The following is a 15830-nucleotide window of genomic DNA, read 5'->3' on the forward strand; positions in this document are numbered from 1 at the left end:
CCTGTGTCGGTTCGGCGCGTCCTCAGCAAAGGCTCGCAATGGCGTGCTGTAGGACAGAGCGAAAGAAAGCGCCGCTTAGAATCCGACGCTCGAAAGATGTCGGGCTGAGTATAGCTTCGGCCATACGCAAAACTGCCAATAAATCCCAATGAAGTCCGAGTTTGTTACAAGCCAAAGTCTTTCCAATGATGTAGGACGGGCACTCGACATTTCCCTGCGGGGGGCTGACGAACTCCTCCCTCAGGAGGAGTGGGTGCGAAAACTGCAGCGTTCCGAACTCAGCGGCACGCCGTTGCGTATCAAGCTGGGGTTGGATCCGACGGCGCCGGACATCCACATCGGTCATACGGTGGTGTTGAACAAGATGCGCCAGCTCCAGGATCTGGGCCACACCGTCATTTTCCTGATCGGCGACTTCACCAGCACCATCGGCGACCCGTCGGGCCGCAACAGCACCCGGCCGCCGCTGACCCGCGAGCAGATCGAGGCGAACGCGCAGACCTACTACCGCCAGGCCAGCCTCGTGCTCGACCCGGCGCGTACCGAGATTCGCTACAACTCCGAGTGGAGCGATCCGCTGGGCGCGCGTGGGATGATCCAGCTGGCCGCCAAGTACACCGTGGCGCGGATGATGGAGCGCGACGACTTCACCAAGCGCTTCAAGGCCGGCCAGTCGATCTCCGTCCACGAATTCCTGTACCCGCTGATGCAAGGCTACGACTCCGTGGCGCTCAAGTCCGACTTGGAACTCGGCGGCACCGACCAGAAATTCAACTTGCTGGTGGGCCGACATCTTCAGCAGGAATATGGCCAAGAGCCGCAGTGCATACTCACTATGCCGCTGCTGGAAGGCCTCGACGGCGTCGAGAAGATGTCCAAGAGCAAGGGCAACTACATCGGCGTCACCGAGGAGCCGAACACCATGTTCGCCAAGGTCTTGTCGATTTCCGACGACCTGATGTGGCGCTGGTACACGCTGCTGAGTTTCCGTTCGATGGCCGATATCGAGGCCCTGAAGGGTGAGGTCGCCGCTGGCCGCAACCCCAAGGATGCGAAGGTTGCGCTCGCCAAGGAAATCACCGCGCGCTTCCACAGCGCCGCAGCCGCCGAGGCCGCCGAACAGGACTTCGCGAACCGCAGCAAGGGCGGCGTGCCTGACGAAATTCCAGAGGTGACGCTGTCGGGTGCTCCGCTGGGCATCGGTCAGTTGCTCAAGCAGGCTGGCTTGGCGGCGTCCACGTCAGAGGGCAACCGCCTGATCGATGGCGGCGGCGTCCGCATCGACTCTGCCGTGGTCAGCGACAAGGGCCTCAAGCTGCCCGCCGGCAGCTATGTGGTGCAGGTCGGCAAGCGCAAGTTCGCGCGGGTCTCGCTGGACTGAACGCAACCGCCCACCCCTGGTCGCCACCACGCCCTACCGAGGCTGATCGGCAACGTGGCCGACACCGGTTGGCGGCGTCGCCGGCTTTGGCACAGCGTCAGCGGACCTCGATTGTCACCCGGCGGTTGCGAGGTTCTTCGATGTCGTCGGCTGTCGGGACGATCAGGTTGCGTTCGCCGCGGCCAACCGCCTGGATGCGATGGGCGGGAAAGCCCCGGTCGGCGAACATTTGTCGCACCTCCTGAGCGCGCCGGCGTGACAGTTCGTCGTTGTGCTCCTGGGTGCCTTTCGTGTCGGTGTGGCCGGTCACCACGATCTCGCCCCCGTTGCGCGCGGCGGCGGCGGCCAGGGCTTCGCTCATCGTGGTCTGCGATTCGGTTGTCAGCGTCGCTTCGCCAGCGTTGAAGTAGAGCGTGTAGCGCTGCGGCGGCGGCGGCATCATCTCGAACAGACTGCGGTTTTCGGCTTGGATGCGCGCCGGGTCCGCCTGGTCGACCACCGGGGCGCCCGTGCTGCCGCGCAGGGCCGTGGCGCGTTGATACGGTTTGCCCAGTACCTCTTCTCCGCCGTTGGCACGGACCACCACCGCCGACGGGCGGCCGTCGGCCTGCGGAAGAAGCACGACGCGGGTGCCGGGAGACGAGCAGGCCGCGATCAGGAAGCTGGTGAAGACAGAGAGTGCGAGTCGATGGAGGGTCACGGTTGGGCGTCGGCCTGCACGATGAAGTCGGTGCCGCGGATGCCAATGGTAGCTGTCTGGGTTTCCACGCGGACTGCATCAGGCTGCTTTTTGCCGATCAGCCCGGTGATCATGCGCATCGAGCCGCGCAGCAGGGACACCAACAACCCACCGTCCTGCGTGGTGGCGTCGAAGTGGAATTCCTTCACGTCCAGCCGCGACGAGGGCCCGACCACCATCGTGGTGCCATCACGCAGCACCACGGCCGCGGCGGAGTCCACGCCGGTGAGCACGCGGTCGACGGGCATCAGCACATCGCCGGACGACGCCGGCCGCTGGGCCCCGGAGGCGCTGAGCAACTGCACGTCGCCGCGCACCGACTTGATGGTGCCGGCCTGAAGTTCGGGCGATGGTGCGGCTGCCTGTGCCAGCGCGGCGCCGCTGGCGAAGGTGAAGGCGAGGACGCACAGCAGGGTCGGGATCCGATGGTTCATGGTCACTCCTTGAACGGTGTCGCCACGGGGCGAGGCCCGGCATGGTAAGCCACCGCATCGCGTCGTCGATCAGGTCGCGATAATTCAGCTCCCTTGTGCGGTCTAGTACCGCTTTTTCCTCTGCCATGCCTGCTGCTCCTTCTTCATCCCTTCGCTGGAGCCCCAAGGTCTTGCTGCGTGTCTCGGTCGCTGTGGCGCTCGTGACCATCGTGCTCAAGGGCGCGGCCGGCTATGTGACCAATTCCATGGGCCTGATCTCCGATGCCATGGAATCCTTTGTCAACCTCGCCAGTGCGATGTTTGCGCTGGCCATGGTGACGATCGCCGCACGCCCTGCCGACGACGACCATCCGTACGGGCATCACAAGGCGGAGTACTTCTCGTCCGGCTTCGAAGGCATCCTGATCATCGGTGCGGCGCTGGCCATCGGCTGGGCCGCCATCGTGCGGCTGATGTCGCCGCAGCCCATCGAACAACTCGGCTGGGGCCTGGCGCTGTCGATCCTCAGCTCGATGCTGAACGCGGGACTGGCCGTCGCGATGTTCCGTGCGGCGCGCGCGCACCGATCCATCGCACTCGAAGCCGACGGCCGGCACCTGGTCACCGACGTGTGGACCTCCGCAGCCGTGGTGGTCGGCATCGTGGCGGTGCATTTCACCGGTTGGCTGTGGCTCGATCCGCTGCTGGCCATCGGGGTCGCGCTGAACATCGTGCGCGAGGGGGCGCACCTGGTCTGGCGTTCGTCCCAGGGCCTGATGGACCAGGCCCTCGATGCGCCGTCGCTCGCCGCCATCGACGCCGCGCTTGCGCGCTTCTCCGAGCGAACCGGCGGCGCGCACCTGCGCTTCGACGACATCGTCACGCGCAGCGCGGGGCGCCGCCGCTTCGCCGATCTGCACATGCATGTGCCCGGCGACTGGTCGCTGCAGCGCGCCGCCGGGTTGCGCGATGCGCTCGAGCAGGCGCTGATGGACGCGGTCCCGGGTCTGCGCGTCACGATCCAGCTGCTGCCGCTCGACATGGAAGCGCGCGCCGTGGGCATGGGGGAGCACGAATGAAGGCGGTGCTGCAACGCGTGCGCGAAGCCCGCGTCGACATCGCTGGGAAAACCGTCGGCGCGATCGGCGCAGGGCTGCTGGTGCTGCTGTGCGCCGAGCGCGGCGACACCGACGCCGTGGTTGGCCGGATGCTCGCCAAGATCCTCAAGCTGCGCATCTTTGCGGATGACGCCGGCAAGATGAACCGCAGCGTGCAGGACATCAGTGGCGGGTTGCTGGTCGTGAGCCAGTTCACCCTGGCCGCGGACGTGAGCGGTGGCAACCGGCCGAGCTTCACGCAGGCCGCCGCGCCCGATGAGGGCCGGCGGCTCTATGACCTGTTCGTGGCGCAGGTGCGCGCTGCGCATCCCGTGGTGGCGACCGGCGTCTTCGCCGCCGACATGCAAGTGCATTTGGTCAACGACGGCCCCGTGACGATCCCGCTGCAGATGGCAGCGTAGGGCCGCCGGCAGCTACTTGCCGTAGGGGCTGCGGATGCCCATTTCGGCCAGGATCTCGATCTCGTAGGCTTCCATCTCGTCGGCGTCGGCCTCGCTGGTCTCGTGGTCCCAGCCCTGCGCGTGCAGCGTGCCATGCACCAGCAGGTGCGCGTAGTGGTCGGCCAGCGTCTTGCGGTTTTCCTTGGCTTCGCGTGCGACCACCGGCGCGCAGAGCACCAGATCGGCCATCACGACCGGCGCCTGAGCATAGTCGAAGGTCAGCACGTTGGTCGCGTAGTCCTTGCCGCGGAACTCGCGGTTGAGCTGCTGGCCTTCTTCCGCATCGACGATGCGCACGGTGATCTCGCCGTCGATGTCCAGCGCATGCCGGATCCAGCGCGTGACGCGGTGGCGCGGCAGCGCGGCGCGGTGAAGCTCTACGCCTTTGAAACGCGCGAATTGCAGCGACAGCGTCAGGGCCGGCAGCGCCATCAATCGGCTCCGCTGCGCTTGCGTTGCCCGTCGTACGCGTCGACGATGCGCGCCACCAGCGGGTGCCGCACCACGTCGGCACTGCTGAAGCGCGTGATGGCGATGCCCTTCACGCGCTTGAGCACGCGCTCCGCGTCGATCAGGCCCGACAGCTGCGACTTGGGCAGGTCGATCTGGCTCACGTCGCCGGTCACCACGGCCTTGGCACCGAAGCCGATGCGCGTGAGGAACATCTTCATCTGCTCGGGCGTCGTGTTCTGCGCCTCGTCGAGGATCACGAAGGCGTTGTTGAGCGTACGCCCGCGCATGAAGGCCAGCGGCGCGATCTCCAGCGCGTTGCGCTCGAAGGCCTTCTGCACCTTGTCGTAGCCCATCAGGTCGTACAGCGCGTCGTACAGCGGGCGAAGGTAGGGATCGATCTTCTGGTTCAGGTCGCCCGGCAGGAATCCGAGCCGCTCGCCCGCCTCGACCGCCGGGCGGGTCAGCACAATGCGCTGCACCGCGCTTCGCTCCAGCGCGTCGACCGCACAGGCCACCGCGAGGTAGGTCTTGCCCGTGCCCGCCGGGCCGATGCCGAAGGTGATGTCGTGCTTGGCGATGTGCTCGAGGTAGGCCGCCTGCGTCGGGGTGCGGGCGCGCAGGTCGGCACGTCGCGTGACCAGCATCGGCCCGGCCTCGCCGTCCGCGGTCATGCCCGAATCGCTCGCCAGCGTGAGCTGCACGACGGCCGGGTCGATCGGCCGATCGGCGATCTCGTACAGCGCCTGCAGCACTTCCATGGCCTGGTCGGCGATGGCTTTCGGGCCTTCGACCCTGAACTGCTCGTGGCGGTGCGCGATCGTCACGCCCAGCGTGTCCTCGATGCGGCGCAGGTGCTCGTCGAGCGGGCCGCACAGGTGGCCGAGGCGCACGTTGTTGAGGGGCTTGAAGGTGTGGCGAACGATCAAAGGATAATTCCGGACTCTTGAAGGACACCCATGATAGGCAAATTGACCGGCACGCTGGCTGAACGCAATCCACCGCAGGTGGTCGTCGACTGCAACGGCGTCGGTTACGAGGTCGACGTGCCGATGAGCACGTTCTACAACCTGCCGCACACCGGCGAGCGCGTGTCGCTGCTGACGCACTTCGTGGTGCGTGAAGACGCGCAGATTCTCTACGGCTTCGGTACCCATCAAGAACGGGCGGCCTTCCGCCAGCTCATCAAGATTTCCGGCATCGGCCCGCGCATGGCGCTGGGCGTGCTGTCGGGCCTGAGCGTGGGTGAGCTGGCGCAGATCGTCACGCTGCAGGACGCTGGCCGGCTGGTGAAGATCCCCGGCATCGGCAAGAAGACCGCCGAGCGCCTGCTGCTCGAACTCAAGGGCAAGCTGGGCGCCGACATCGCGCTGCCCGCGCACGCCGCCACCGACGCGCAGGCCGACATCCTGCAGGCACTGATTGCGCTGGGCTACAGCGACAAGGAAGCCTCGGCGGCGCTGAAGGCCCTGCCGAAGGACGCGAGCGTGAGCGACGGCATCAAGCTGGCGCTGCGGGCACTGGCGAAGTGACGAGCCGGGGCCGGTGGCACGCCCGCATGCAGCGCATGTCGGCGACGGCGCGCACTGTCTATCCACGCGGCGAAGCCCCGCGCTGGGTGTCGCTCTGGCAACGGCTCGATCCGCGCCAGGAGTCGCCTGAAGGCGATGCGCTGCTGGTCCGAATGGCCCTGCTGTGCAGCGTGCCCATCATGCTGGCGCATGGCGCGGCTGCGCTGGTGTACGGCCACTCGGCCATGCTCACCCCGGGAGGCTTCATCGACATGCCGGGCGCTTGCGCATGGCTCACGGCGACGGGCAGTTTCGCGCTGGCGCTGGCCGCCGTCGATTGGCTGGTGGCCGGGGACCGCGCGGCTCGTCAGCCGCAGCCGCGCAGCATCACGACCACGCACACCATCTGGCGCGCACCGGGCCAGCCGTTGCGCCAAATCGAACTCAAGACGACGCTGCCGCCGGTGCCGCCCTCGACGACCGGGCGCCAGCGGCTGCGTGCCGGCTGCCTGATCGTCGCCGGCATCGCCTGCGCTTCGGCACTCGCCGGGCGGGCGCTGTTGGCGCTGGGCCTCGACGCCTTTGCGCGGCCGGTGATCGCCTTCGCGTCACGTGCCGAATGGCCCTTGTGGCCGCTTCAGGTGACTTGGCCCTGGCTGCTTCAATTCGCACGCGACGACTTCGTGCTCGGGTTGATCGTCATCGGCGTGGCGCTTTTCTTCCTCTTGCAAGTTCTGTCATGGCGCAAGGTGCGCGGCGCCTGGCTGCCGCTGGCTCTGATCGCGCCGGTGCTGGTGGCGTTGAGCCATATCGGGTCGGCGGCGTACGACTTCGCCGCGGCACGCGGACTCGGCGGGCTTCGCGATGCGGACCTGCTCGCCGCGTTGGCGAGCGACCCGGGGCGCCACAATTTCTACACCTTCCTGAGCCTGTGGGTGGCCATCGGCTGCGTCGCGGTCGTTCTGCCGCTGTGCTACCTGGCCTGTCGAGGGACAACGCTGAGCGACGACTGAGCCGCGCTCAGGGCACCCACCAATAGCGCAGCACGTGAAAGAACACGGGCGCAGCGAAGACCACCGAATCGAGCCGGTCGAGCATGCCGCCGTGGCCTTCGATCATGTGGCCCCAGTCCTTCACGCCGCGATCGCGCTTGATGGCCGACATCACGAGGCCGCCGAAGAAGCCCATCAGGCAGATGGTCAGTGCCATCAGAGCCGCTTGCCATGGCGTGAAGGGCGTCGCCCAGGACAGAGCGGCGCCGAGTGCCGTGGCACTGGCCACGCCGCCGATCAGCCCTTCCCACGTCTTCGACGGAGACAGTTCGGGCGCGACCTTGCGCTTGCCCAGCAGCTTGCCCCACACGTACTGCAGCACGTCGCTGCCCTGAACCACGATCACCAGGAAGGCAATCAGCAGCAGGTTGCGGCCTTCGAAACCGGGGATCTGCAACGTGAGCAGGGCCGGCACGTGGCTGATGCAGAACACGCAGACCATCAGTCCCCACTGGATCTTCGAGGTGCGCTCGAGAAAGCGCTGCGTGTCGCCGCCCACGGCCGCCAGGATGGGCAGCACCAGGAAGGCGTAGACCGGGATGAAGATCGCGTACAGACCGTACCAGTCGATCCAGATCAGCAGGTACTGCACTGGCAGCGCGATGAAGAAGGCCACCGCGATGGCGGCGTGGTCGCCGCGCCGGGTGTAGGCCAGGCTCATGAACTCGCGCAGCGCGTAGAACGAGATCAGGTAGAACAGCACGATCACGCCGCCCTTGCCGAAGGCGAAGGACAGGCCGATGACCGCCACCATCACCCACCAGGCGTTGACCCGTGCGTTGAGGTTGTCGATCACCGAATGCGGCTGGCCGTGCGCCACGCGCCACTTCAGCAGCGCGCCGATGGCCGAGGCGAGCACGAGCACGCCGAAGACACCGCCGAAAAGCATCAGCGTGGTGTGGGTCGAAGCGGAGATGTTCATGGCTTCAGTCTTCCGCCTTGTCGTATTCGGGGCGCAGTTCGAGCATCGCGGCGCGGGCGCGCGCGATGAAGGCGTTCTTGTCTTCGCCCTCGGCCAGCACCAGCGGCGTGCCGTAGCGCACCGTGCAGGCCAGCGGGATCGGCACCAGGGCGCCCTTGGGCAGCACGCGTTTCAGGTTCTCGATCCACACCGGCACCAGCCGCACCTGCGGGCAGGCGCGCGCCAGGTGGAAGAGGCCGCTCTTGAGCGGCAGCAGCGTCTCGTCGCCGGTGTTGCGGGTGCCTTCGGGGAACATGATGAGCGAATCACCCGACAGCAGCGCCTCGGTCATCTGCTCGACCGGGTTGGGTGCGCCAGCGCCGGTGCCACCGTCGCGGCGGATCATCAGCGCGTTGAACACGTCCGCGCCGATGAAACGACGCATCGACGAGGCCTCCCAATAGTCCTGCCCCGCCACCGGCCGCGTGAGGGCGCGCAGGTCGGCCGGCAGCGTGGCCCACAGCAGAACGAAGTCGCCGTGGCTCGTGTGGTTGGCGAAGTAGAGCGTCTGCTCGGCCTTGGGCGTGGTACCCGACCAGATGGCGCGCACGCCGGTCAAGAGCTTTGCCGCCAGCACGATCAACCAGGCCGAGACGACGGCGGCCACATGGCGCAGGCCGTTGCGAGGGGGAGAACTCATGGTGACGACGCTTCTTCGTGTGATGACGGGGGAGGGGTCAGCGCAAGTCCTGGGTCAGCAGTGCCAGCAGGAACATTGCGCTCTGGCAGGCGACGGCGATGCCGTGGCGCTGCATCAGCTGACGGGCGCCCTGCGCCCGGTCGGCCAGCGCGCGCGGCGCCTCGGGGGCCTCCGACGCCTGGCGCAGGCCCAGCTTCTGCAGGGCCACGTCGAGCGTGCTGAGCGAGGGAATCGCGCCGCTGGCCAGGCCGTCGAACAGGCCGACGTCGAGCCGCAGCCGCAGCGCCATGTAGCGCTCGAAGATGCCGATGACCGCGACCGCGCCGAAGCCCATGCAGGACAGCATCGAGAGCGAGCGCCCGGTCAGCGCCAGCACGCCGAGGGCGACGAGGCTCAGCCCGAGCCCCCACGCCGCGATGACGCCGGCGGCCTGCAGCAGCCGGGCCGTGGCGGTACAGAGGGCGCGTTCGTGGTCGGTCATGGGGTGCGAGTGTGCCGGGTCGCGTGGTCGAGTGCCTGTTGCCAGGCGGCACGTAGCACGATCTGCGGCCGTGCGCGGCGCACCTGCGCTTCGGCATCGATCACGCTGGTCACGCTACCGTGCAAGCGCAGCCAGGCGATGGTGGCGGCCGCGCTGCGCGAGAAGCCGAGCGCGCAGCACACCCACACGGGGTGGCCGGCGCGGCGTTGCGCATCGATGATCTGGGCCGCGCGACGCAGCCGGTGCGGCGGCGGCACGACGAGGTCGAGCATCGGCACGCAGCGCGCGCCGTTAACGCGCGGCAATTGCAGCTCGGCGCACAGGCTCACCAGCCGCGGCTGGCCGGCCGCGAGCCATTCGTCCCGCGTCGGGATGCGGCCGAGCCGCAGCCCTGGCGCCACCTCGACCGACGCCGGCAGGCGCCGCGTCCAGGCCCAGGCGTTGACCGCCGCACCGAGCCGGTAGGGCGCGAAGAGCCATCGCGCCGCCCAGCGCATGCGGCCATGCCCGTCCATCTGGAAGCCGCGCGCGCCGAGCGCCGCGTAGTTCAGCGCGACCAGGGCCAGCGACGCAGCGGGCCAGCCGAGCCACAGGCCGAACCCGCCGATGGCCAGCGCGGCACCGAGAAAAAGCAGCGCGCCGACGCCGTAGACACCGGCCAGCTTCCAGCGCTGCGGATCACGCGTGACCCGCCAGCCCTGCCGGATCGACGCCACCCGTTCCAGCGGCCACAGCCACACGCACACGAGGCCGAGCAGCCCACCCGTCGGAATGTCGATGACGTGGTGCTGCCAGGTCGTGAGCACCGATGCGCAGATGGCGAAGGCCCACACATGCAGCACGAGCCGCGCCCACAGCGGGCGGATGAATCGGCGGTACCAATCCCACAGGATCACGGCCAGCGCGATGTGCAGCGACGGCGCCTGGTTGAAGGGCTGGTCGAAGCCGCGCAGCGCATCGAACAGGAAGGCCGGCGCGCCGCTGACCGGTGGTTGCCCGAAGCTGAAGCGCAGCGGCCACAGCACGAAGCAGCTCACCGCGATGACGGTGGCGCTGACCAGCCGCAGCGCGTGCCGGTCCATCGTATGCCTGTCGCGCGCGAAGAAGAGCGACAGTGCGTAGAAGACGTTGATGGTCCAGTACGGAAAGATGGTCCAGGGCCAGAAGGGAATGCCGCGTTCCCACACGAAGGCCAGCGTGGGCACCACGGTGCGCGACGCGGCCCACCAGTTCGCGAAGCCATAGGTCGCATAGAACAGCGGCCCCAGAAACACCAACCAGGCGATCGCACGCTTCCAGGGGCGTTGCCGCGGACTCATCTCACTGCACGGTGCGGATGGCCAAGGAGACGGTGAAGATGCCCCACTCGTCCACGCGCTGGGCGATCTTGCGGAAGCCGGCTTCCTCCACCAGCTGGTCCATCTCGGCCTGCGTGCGGCGGCGCATCACCCAGGCCTCGCCCTGGCGGTGGCTGGTCAGCGCGCGGGCGATCATCTCCAGTTGCGGATGCCACGGCTGGCCCGTGTAGACCAGGTAGCCACGGTCTTCCACCGCGTCGCCGACGCCGGCGAGCGAGCGGCGCACCATCTCGTTGTCGGGGAAGAGTTCATACAGGCCCGACACGACGGCCAGCGTGGGCCGCGGTGTCACGGTCGCGAGGCTGATGCGGTCGAAGGCATCGGCCTGCACGAACTTCGCGACGTCCTGCAGTTCCTTCTCGGCGATGAGCTTGGTGCCGTCGCGCACGTTGATATCGCTGTAGTCGCGCAGCAGGATCGAGCTGGCCTTCACCGGGCTCGCCTGCACCGCGTCGAGCACGTAGCGGCCGTGGCCGGCGGCGATGTCCATCACCCGCACCTCGCGGTGCTGCTCGGCCAGGCGTTCCATCGCTTCGCGGATCAGTTCCTCGACATGGACCTTGCGCTGGCGGATGCCGCGCCAGCCGATGGATTCGAGGTAGGTCTTGTCGATCGACCGGCCCAGCGCGCCCTTGCCCTCCGGCGCGTTGCGGTAGACGTAGTCGAGCGTGCTGCCCGAATCGAAGCCGGTGTCGTGCCCCAGCTTGACGCCGCGGGACAAGAGCCCGCCAAAGCGCAGGCTGGCGCGCGTGACGGCCCAGTACGCGCCGCGTGGCGACCAGGGTGACAGTGGCGCGGCAAGCGCACGCGACTCGTCGGCCGTCGCGCCTTGCAGGTGCGCCTCGCGCAGGTCGACCGGCGGCGTCGGCGCGTCGAAGCGTTGCAGGATGAACTCGCGGATCGACGCCACCACGGGTGCGCGCTCGCGCTCGCCCAGCGTGTCGTGGAAGAAGCCGGGCAGCACCGTCTTGGTCTTGATCGCACTGCCGAGCTTGTCGAAGAAGGTGTGCTGCGGCTTGTGGTGCACCACCCAGTCGGCGCCCGAAATCAACAGCTGCACGGGCAGCGTGATCGCGTTGGCATCGGCCACCACGCGGTCGGCGGCGGTGTACAGGTCGAGCAGGATGTTCACCGCGATCGGCCGCGAGATGAGCGGGTCGCGCTCGTAACTCGCGATGCGCTCCGGGTCGTGCGTGAGGAACTTCGGCTTGACGTAGCTGTTGACGAAGAACAGCCCGCGCAGCTTGTGCATCAGCCCGAGACCGGCACGCGCGAAGGGCACGTAGAGCTTGACCTTGAAGGCGGGCGACGCGAGCGTCAGGCCGCGCACCTTGGGCGCGTAGTCGTGCGCCCAGGTCGAGATCAGCACCGCGCCCACGCTCTGCGCGATGACGTACTGGTCCCGCTCCCGCACGCCGTGCGCGCTGCCGATGTGGTCGACGAAGGTCTGCACGTCGCGCACCGAGGTCGCGAAGCTCGGGCTGTGCCCGCGCGGGCCCGGCGACTGGCCGTGGCCGCGGGCGTCCCAGGCGAAGAAGTCGAAGTCGGGCAGGTCGAGCTCGTCGATCAGGTGCGCCATTCGCGCGCCGTGCTCGTGGCCGCGGTGGAACAGCAGGATGGCACCGCGTCGTGCGGCGCCGGTAGCCGGCCAATGGCGGTAGAACAGCGAGACGCCGTCGTGCGTGGTGAAGTGGTGCTCGTGCGGAACGCGAGGCTGGGTCATGGGGGTCGATTCAGAGAGTGGGGCGCGTGCCGGCTTCGGCCAGCGCGCGACGGATGCGGTTGACGATGGTCCAGGCGACCAGCGCGGCGAGCAGCGGCATCAGCCAGCCGGCCCAGCCGGGCAGCGGCCAGCCCAGCGCCACATAGAGCCCGAGCGCGCCGAAGACGAAGGCGCGGTCGCTCTTGCCCAGCGGGCCGTCGTAGCGGCGCGAGGCGCCGACCGTCGGGCCGAGCGCGCCGGTGAATTCACTGAGGCCGGCCAGCACGATCACCGTGCCGACCCAGAAAGGGTGGAAGGGCGCGACCAGCGCGAAGGGCAGGTACAGCGCCGCGTCGGAGAGCACGTCGGTCAGTTCGTTGAGGAAGGCGCCCAGGGCGCTCTGCTGGCCGTGCTCGCGCGCCAGCATGCCGTCGATGGCGTTGAAGGCCATGCGCATAAACATCCAGAGCGGGATCAGCGCGAAGTAGCCGGCGCGCGGCGCGGCGAAGAAAAGCCACAGCCCGAGCGCCACTGAGATCACGCAGGCCGCCAGCGTTACCTGGTTGGCGGTCACGCCTGCCGCGTTCAGCCGCACCACGACCGGCCGGAGCAGCGCCTGGAAGCGTGGCTTCAGTTCGTAGATGGTCACTCGGACAACTCCCCTTGTTTTTGAACTGCATTCTGCCCCAGGGGATTGCGCGCACCAGCCGCGGACAGGCGTCACGCGGCCGTTCGGCCGACTAAACTGTTCCTTCAGCCGAGCCCCTATGACCATCCAGACCGACGACTTCGCCCCCGCCCCGCCACGCGTGGTGTCCGCCGCGCCTGCTTCGCCCAAGGAAGAAGCCATCGAGCGGGCGCTGCGGCCCAAGCTGCTCGACGACTACGTCGGCCAGGTCAAGGTGCGTGAGCAGCTGGAGATCTTCATCGGGGCCGCCCGCAAGCGCGGCGAGGCGCTCGACCACGTGCTGCTGTTCGGTCCGCCCGGCCTGGGCAAGACCACGCTCAGCCACATCATCGCGGCCGAACTCGGCGTGAACCTGCGCCAGACCTCCGGCCCGGTGCTGGAGAAGCCCAAGGACCTGGCCGCACTGCTGACCAACCTCGAGCCGAACGACGTGCTCTTCATCGACGAGATCCACCGGCTGAGCCCGGTCGTCGAGGAAATCCTCTACCCCGCGCTGGAGGACTACCAGATCGACATCATGATCGGCGAAGGCCCCGCGGCCCGCAGCATCAAGCTCGACCTGCAACCCTTCACCCTGGTCGGTGCCACCACCCGCGCTGGCATGCTGACCAATCCGCTGCGCGACCGCTTCGGCATCGTCTCGCGGCTGGAGTTCTACACGGCCGAGGAGCTGGGCCGCATCGTCACCCGCAGCGCCGGCCTGCTCAACGCGCCGATGGACCCGGCCGGCGGCTTCGAAATCGCCCGCCGCTCGCGCGGCACGCCGCGCATCGCCAACCGCCTGTTGCGCCGCGTGCGCGACTACGCCGATGTGAAGGGCGACGGCCGCATCACCGAAGACATCGCGCACCGGGCGCTCGCCATGCTCGACGTCGACCCGCAGGGCTTCGACCTGATGGACCGCAAGCTGCTCGAGGCCGTCATCCACCGCTTCGATGGCGGCCCGGTCGGGCTGGACAACATCGCCGCCAGCATCGGCGAAGAGCGCGACACGATCGAGGACGTGATCGAGCCCTACCTGATTCAGCAGGGCTACCTGCAGCGCACGCCGCGCGGCCGCATCGCGACGCTGGCGGCCTACCGGCACCTGGGCGTGGCGCCGCCGACGAGGGATGGCGACATGTTTGGTGTCTGAGAACTCAAAAACGACGACGGCTGGGAGGCCAGGATGGTTGAAGGGGCCCAACGGGGTTTGATGGAGTTTCGCGCGTCTTGGCGCAGCGTGATAGGCCGGTTGATCGCGTTTCTGCTCATGATGGACGCATTCATGGGCTGGATGCTGGCGAAGCAATGGGGCAGCAACACGGGCATTGGCTGGCTGTTCGGACTTCTCTTTGGACTCTGGGTGGTTTGGTTGATTGGCCGGCAGCTTGTGACGCGCCTCCCGGTGGTCAGTGTGGGTCCGCAAGGCATCACAGGCTATCTTCTGCGCGGTCATGTGGTGCCCTGGATCGATGTCGCCGAGATCCGTCAAGAGTCTGTTCAGGGACATCCGCAATTGATCGTCGATCTGGTCCCGGACAGTCCATCGGTGTCGCGAACGGCTCAATGGCTGAGTGGCCGAAAGCCGGTGCGTCGAATTCCCTTGATGACACTGCCTACGGGCGACCATGCTCGGGTAGCCGACGTCGTCCTCAAAGCGTTCGCAGCGTACGGCGGGACGCGGGCACAGGCCGTCGTCCAGAAGCGCATGGAGGATATGGCCTTAGCTGCTGCGTTCCAGGCGCGGCTGCGGACATTGACGCCGTATCCGTGGGCGCTCTATCTGATCGTTGCGCTCAATGTTGGGGTCTGGCTTCTCACCCTGTTGAAAGGTCTCAATCCGCTGACGCCTGCCGCAAGCGACCTATTTCGTTGGGGTGCGAACTCAACTTGGGCCGTCACGCGGGAGAGCGAATACTGGCGCCTTCTGGCTGCGGCCTTTCTCCACGGAGGCATCGTGCATCTGGCGCTGAACATGCTTGGGCTTTGGACGGCCGGGTTGATGCTCAATCGCCTCTTCGGGAATGCCCAGTTCCTGGTTGTTTACCTCGGGAGCGCGTTGATCGGCAACGCACTGAGTTTGCACTTCGCATCGCAGCATTCCGTGGCTGTTGGCGCTTCGGGCGCGGTCTTCGGGATCCTCGGGGCTTTGTTGGTCACGGTGCATCGCCATCGGCACCGCATACCAGGAATGATCGGAAAAGATGTCCTGACCAGCCAAGGCATATTTCTTGTCTATTCGCTGGTCCAGGGATTCACGAAGCAGGGAGTCGACAACGCAGCGCATGTGGGCGGTTTGATTGCTGGTGCTGCGATGGCTTGCCTGCTGGCGGAGCGCATCGATGAGCAGAGGAGTTCGTCGTCGACGCGACGGCGACAAATGCTGACTGGTGTGGCCGTGGGAGCAGGCCTCGTCACACTGGTGCTGGCCGTTGTGCACCCGGGGGTGGATCATCGGCGCAGATTCGAGGAGCAGGCCGTACTTGCACGGGCGATGCCCCAGCTCCAGACGGCAGAAGTCGCGCTTCAGAAAGATGCGGCGGCCAATCAGGCCGGTACGCTGAGTGATGCATTGCTGATCAAGGCCATCCGGGAAAGACATCTGCCAGCCTATCGTGCGGTCCGTGAAAGTTTGACGTCGTTGCCCCCCCCGCCCGGGGGCACTTCATTCACAGAGCACGCCGCTGAACCACATCAGGGCGATCACGGAGATTCTGATCGAAATGATGGAGCTCGAAGTCCGAAAAGCCGACAGCCCCGCCGATTCGGAGATGATCGACAAACGGCTCGCAGAGCTGAAGAAGGAACTCTCATCGGCGAGCGAACGGCTGAAAATCAGAGGTTGAGCCGATCGAAGGCCGAGAAGCCTGCTGGGTCATCGATTCTTTGACTGACGAGAGGCGTCGTAACCGAC

At 67.3% G+C, this 15830-nt stretch carries 17 protein-coding genes; 7 read left to right on the top strand and 10 right to left on the bottom strand.

What is annotated here, in order from left to right:
* The first annotated feature begins 148 nt into the window (after positions 1 to 148).
* Positions 149 to 1381, top strand: coding sequence for a tyrosine--tRNA ligase (gene tyrS, locus ACSFA0_RS20480; protein WP_435452133.1), 1233 nt, complete (start codon positions 149 to 151; stop codon positions 1379 to 1381).
* Positions 1382 to 1478: 97 nt separating this feature from the next.
* Here tyrS and ACSFA0_RS20485 read toward each other — a convergent pair whose 3' ends face one another.
* Positions 1479 to 2081, bottom strand: a complete 603-nt coding sequence (locus ACSFA0_RS20485; protein ID WP_435452134.1) for an OmpA family protein — start codon at positions 2079 to 2081, stop codon at positions 1479 to 1481.
* The gene (locus tag ACSFA0_RS20490) at positions 2078 to 2554 is read right to left on the bottom strand and encodes a FecR family protein (RefSeq protein WP_435452135.1); all 477 of its coding nucleotides are present in this window, start codon (positions 2552 to 2554) and stop codon (positions 2078 to 2080) included. The genes ACSFA0_RS20485 and ACSFA0_RS20490 overlap by 4 nt, the downstream gene beginning before the upstream one ends.
* Before the next feature lie 125 nt (positions 2555 to 2679).
* On the opposite strand from ACSFA0_RS20490, the gene ACSFA0_RS20495 reads away from it, so the two are divergent.
* On the top strand, positions 2680 to 3612 hold the full coding sequence (locus tag ACSFA0_RS20495) for a cation diffusion facilitator family transporter (protein WP_435452136.1): 933 nt from the start codon (positions 2680 to 2682) through the stop codon (positions 3610 to 3612).
* Positions 3609 to 4052 (top strand): D-aminoacyl-tRNA deacylase, encoded by a 444-nt coding sequence (dtd, locus tag ACSFA0_RS20500; RefSeq protein ID WP_435452137.1) that lies wholly within the window; start codon positions 3609 to 3611, stop codon positions 4050 to 4052. Before ACSFA0_RS20495 ends, dtd begins: the two co-directional genes overlap by 4 nt.
* Before the next feature lie 12 nt (positions 4053 to 4064).
* On the opposite strand, the gene ybeY is transcribed toward dtd, so the two are convergent.
* Both ybeY and ACSFA0_RS20510 read right to left on the bottom strand, forming a co-directional pair.
* On the bottom strand, positions 4065 to 4523 hold the full coding sequence (ybeY, locus tag ACSFA0_RS20505) for an rRNA maturation RNase YbeY (RefSeq protein WP_435452138.1): 459 nt from the start codon (positions 4521 to 4523) through the stop codon (positions 4065 to 4067).
* Positions 4523 to 5470 carry a PhoH family protein gene (locus ACSFA0_RS20510; RefSeq protein ID WP_435452139.1) on the bottom strand — a complete coding sequence of 316 codons (948 nt, stop codon included), beginning with the start codon at positions 5468 to 5470 and terminating at the stop codon, positions 4523 to 4525. The genes ybeY and ACSFA0_RS20510 overlap by 1 nt, the downstream gene beginning before the upstream one ends.
* A gap of 30 nt (positions 5471 to 5500) precedes the next feature.
* Between ACSFA0_RS20510 and ruvA the strand changes: the two genes are divergently transcribed.
* Together ruvA and ACSFA0_RS20520 are read left to right on the top strand one after the other, a co-directional pair.
* Positions 5501 to 6073: a Holliday junction branch migration protein RuvA gene (gene ruvA / locus ACSFA0_RS20515; protein WP_262073493.1), complete on the top strand. Its 573-nt coding sequence runs from the start codon at positions 5501 to 5503 to the stop codon at positions 6071 to 6073.
* Positions 6074 to 6099: 26 nt separating this feature from the next.
* Complete coding sequence (locus ACSFA0_RS20520; protein ID WP_435452140.1) at positions 6100 to 7065, top strand: hypothetical protein; 966 nt, start codon at positions 6100 to 6102, stop codon at positions 7063 to 7065.
* Between the two features lie 7 nt (positions 7066 to 7072).
* On the opposite strand, the gene ACSFA0_RS20525 is transcribed toward ACSFA0_RS20520, so the two are convergent.
* The 6 genes from ACSFA0_RS20525 to ACSFA0_RS20550 are packed head-to-tail and all read right to left on the bottom strand — an operon-like array spanning position 7073 to position 12895.
* Positions 7073 to 8026 (bottom strand): phosphatidate cytidylyltransferase, encoded by a 954-nt coding sequence (locus ACSFA0_RS20525; RefSeq protein ID WP_435452141.1) that lies wholly within the window; start codon positions 8024 to 8026, stop codon positions 7073 to 7075.
* A gap of 4 nt (positions 8027 to 8030) precedes the next feature.
* On the bottom strand, positions 8031 to 8705 hold the full coding sequence (locus ACSFA0_RS20530; protein WP_435452142.1) for a lysophospholipid acyltransferase family protein: 675 nt from the start codon (positions 8703 to 8705) through the stop codon (positions 8031 to 8033).
* A 37-nt stretch (positions 8706 to 8742) separates the two neighbouring features.
* Complete coding sequence (locus ACSFA0_RS20535; protein ID WP_435452143.1) at positions 8743 to 9186, bottom strand: hypothetical protein; 444 nt, start codon at positions 9184 to 9186, stop codon at positions 8743 to 8745.
* Positions 9183 to 10505, bottom strand: a complete 1323-nt coding sequence (locus ACSFA0_RS20540) for a phosphatase PAP2/dual specificity phosphatase family protein (RefSeq protein ID WP_435452144.1) — start codon at positions 10503 to 10505, stop codon at positions 9183 to 9185. The genes ACSFA0_RS20535 and ACSFA0_RS20540 overlap by 4 nt, the downstream gene beginning before the upstream one ends.
* A 1-nt stretch (position 10506) precedes the next feature.
* Positions 10507 to 12267: a bifunctional alpha/beta hydrolase/class I SAM-dependent methyltransferase gene (locus tag ACSFA0_RS20545; RefSeq protein ID WP_435452145.1), complete on the bottom strand. Its 1761-nt coding sequence runs from the start codon at positions 12265 to 12267 to the stop codon at positions 10507 to 10509.
* 10 nt (positions 12268 to 12277) lie between these two features.
* Positions 12278 to 12895, bottom strand: coding sequence for a CDP-alcohol phosphatidyltransferase family protein (locus ACSFA0_RS20550; RefSeq protein ID WP_435452146.1), 618 nt, complete (start codon positions 12893 to 12895; stop codon positions 12278 to 12280).
* Between the two features lie 118 nt (positions 12896 to 13013).
* Here ACSFA0_RS20550 and ruvB point away from each other — a divergent pair, with 118 nt between their 5' ends.
* A complete protein-coding gene (gene ruvB, locus ACSFA0_RS20555) occupies positions 13014 to 14069 on the top strand; it encodes a Holliday junction branch migration DNA helicase RuvB (protein ID WP_435452147.1) in 1056 nt (351 codons plus the stop codon).
* 117 nt (positions 14070 to 14186) lie between these two features.
* The gene (locus ACSFA0_RS20560; protein ID WP_435452148.1) at positions 14187 to 15806 is read left to right on the top strand and encodes a rhomboid family intramembrane serine protease; all 1620 of its coding nucleotides are present in this window, start codon (positions 14187 to 14189) and stop codon (positions 15804 to 15806) included.
* Positions 15807 to 15830: the final 24 nt, after the last annotated feature.

Origin of the sequence: Variovorax restrictus, from assembly GCF_051216715.1 — a bacterium.
GTDB lineage: Bacteria > Pseudomonadota > Gammaproteobacteria > Burkholderiales > Burkholderiaceae_C > Variovorax.

Bases quoted from the DNA above. Each gene is read 5' to 3' on its own strand.
- ACSFA0_RS20520 (WP_435452140.1), top strand. From the start codon at position 6,100: ATGCAGCGCATGTCGGCGACGGCGCGCACTGTCTATCCACGCGGCGAA.
- ruvB (WP_435452147.1), top strand. From the start codon at position 13,014: ATGACCATCCAGACCGACGACTTCGCCCCCGCCCCGCCACGCGTGGTG.
- ACSFA0_RS20540 (WP_435452144.1), bottom strand. From the start codon at position 10,505: ATGAGTCCGCGGCAACGCCCCTGGAAGCGTGCGATCGCCTGGTTGGTG.
- ACSFA0_RS20490 (WP_435452135.1), bottom strand. From the start codon at position 2,554: ATGAACCATCGGATCCCGACCCTGCTGTGCGTCCTCGCCTTCACCTTC.
- ACSFA0_RS20545 (WP_435452145.1), bottom strand. From the start codon at position 12,267: ATGACCCAGCCTCGCGTTCCGCACGAGCACCACTTCACCACGCACGAC.
- ybeY (WP_435452138.1), bottom strand. From the start codon at position 4,523: ATGGCGCTGCCGGCCCTGACGCTGTCGCTGCAATTCGCGCGTTTCAAA.
- tyrS (WP_435452133.1), top strand. From the start codon at position 149: ATGAAGTCCGAGTTTGTTACAAGCCAAAGTCTTTCCAATGATGTAGGA.
- dtd (WP_435452137.1), top strand. From the start codon at position 3,609: ATGAAGGCGGTGCTGCAACGCGTGCGCGAAGCCCGCGTCGACATCGCT.
- ACSFA0_RS20535 (WP_435452143.1), bottom strand. From the start codon at position 9,186: ATGACCGACCACGAACGCGCCCTCTGTACCGCCACGGCCCGGCTGCTG.
- ACSFA0_RS20495 (WP_435452136.1), top strand. From the start codon at position 2,680: ATGCCTGCTGCTCCTTCTTCATCCCTTCGCTGGAGCCCCAAGGTCTTG.
- ACSFA0_RS20560 (WP_435452148.1), top strand. From the start codon at position 14,187: ATGATGGACGCATTCATGGGCTGGATGCTGGCGAAGCAATGGGGCAGC.
- ruvA (WP_262073493.1), top strand. From the start codon at position 5,501: ATGATAGGCAAATTGACCGGCACGCTGGCTGAACGCAATCCACCGCAG.
- ACSFA0_RS20530 (WP_435452142.1), bottom strand. From the start codon at position 8,705: ATGAGTTCTCCCCCTCGCAACGGCCTGCGCCATGTGGCCGCCGTCGTC.
- ACSFA0_RS20525 (WP_435452141.1), bottom strand. From the start codon at position 8,026: ATGAACATCTCCGCTTCGACCCACACCACGCTGATGCTTTTCGGCGGT.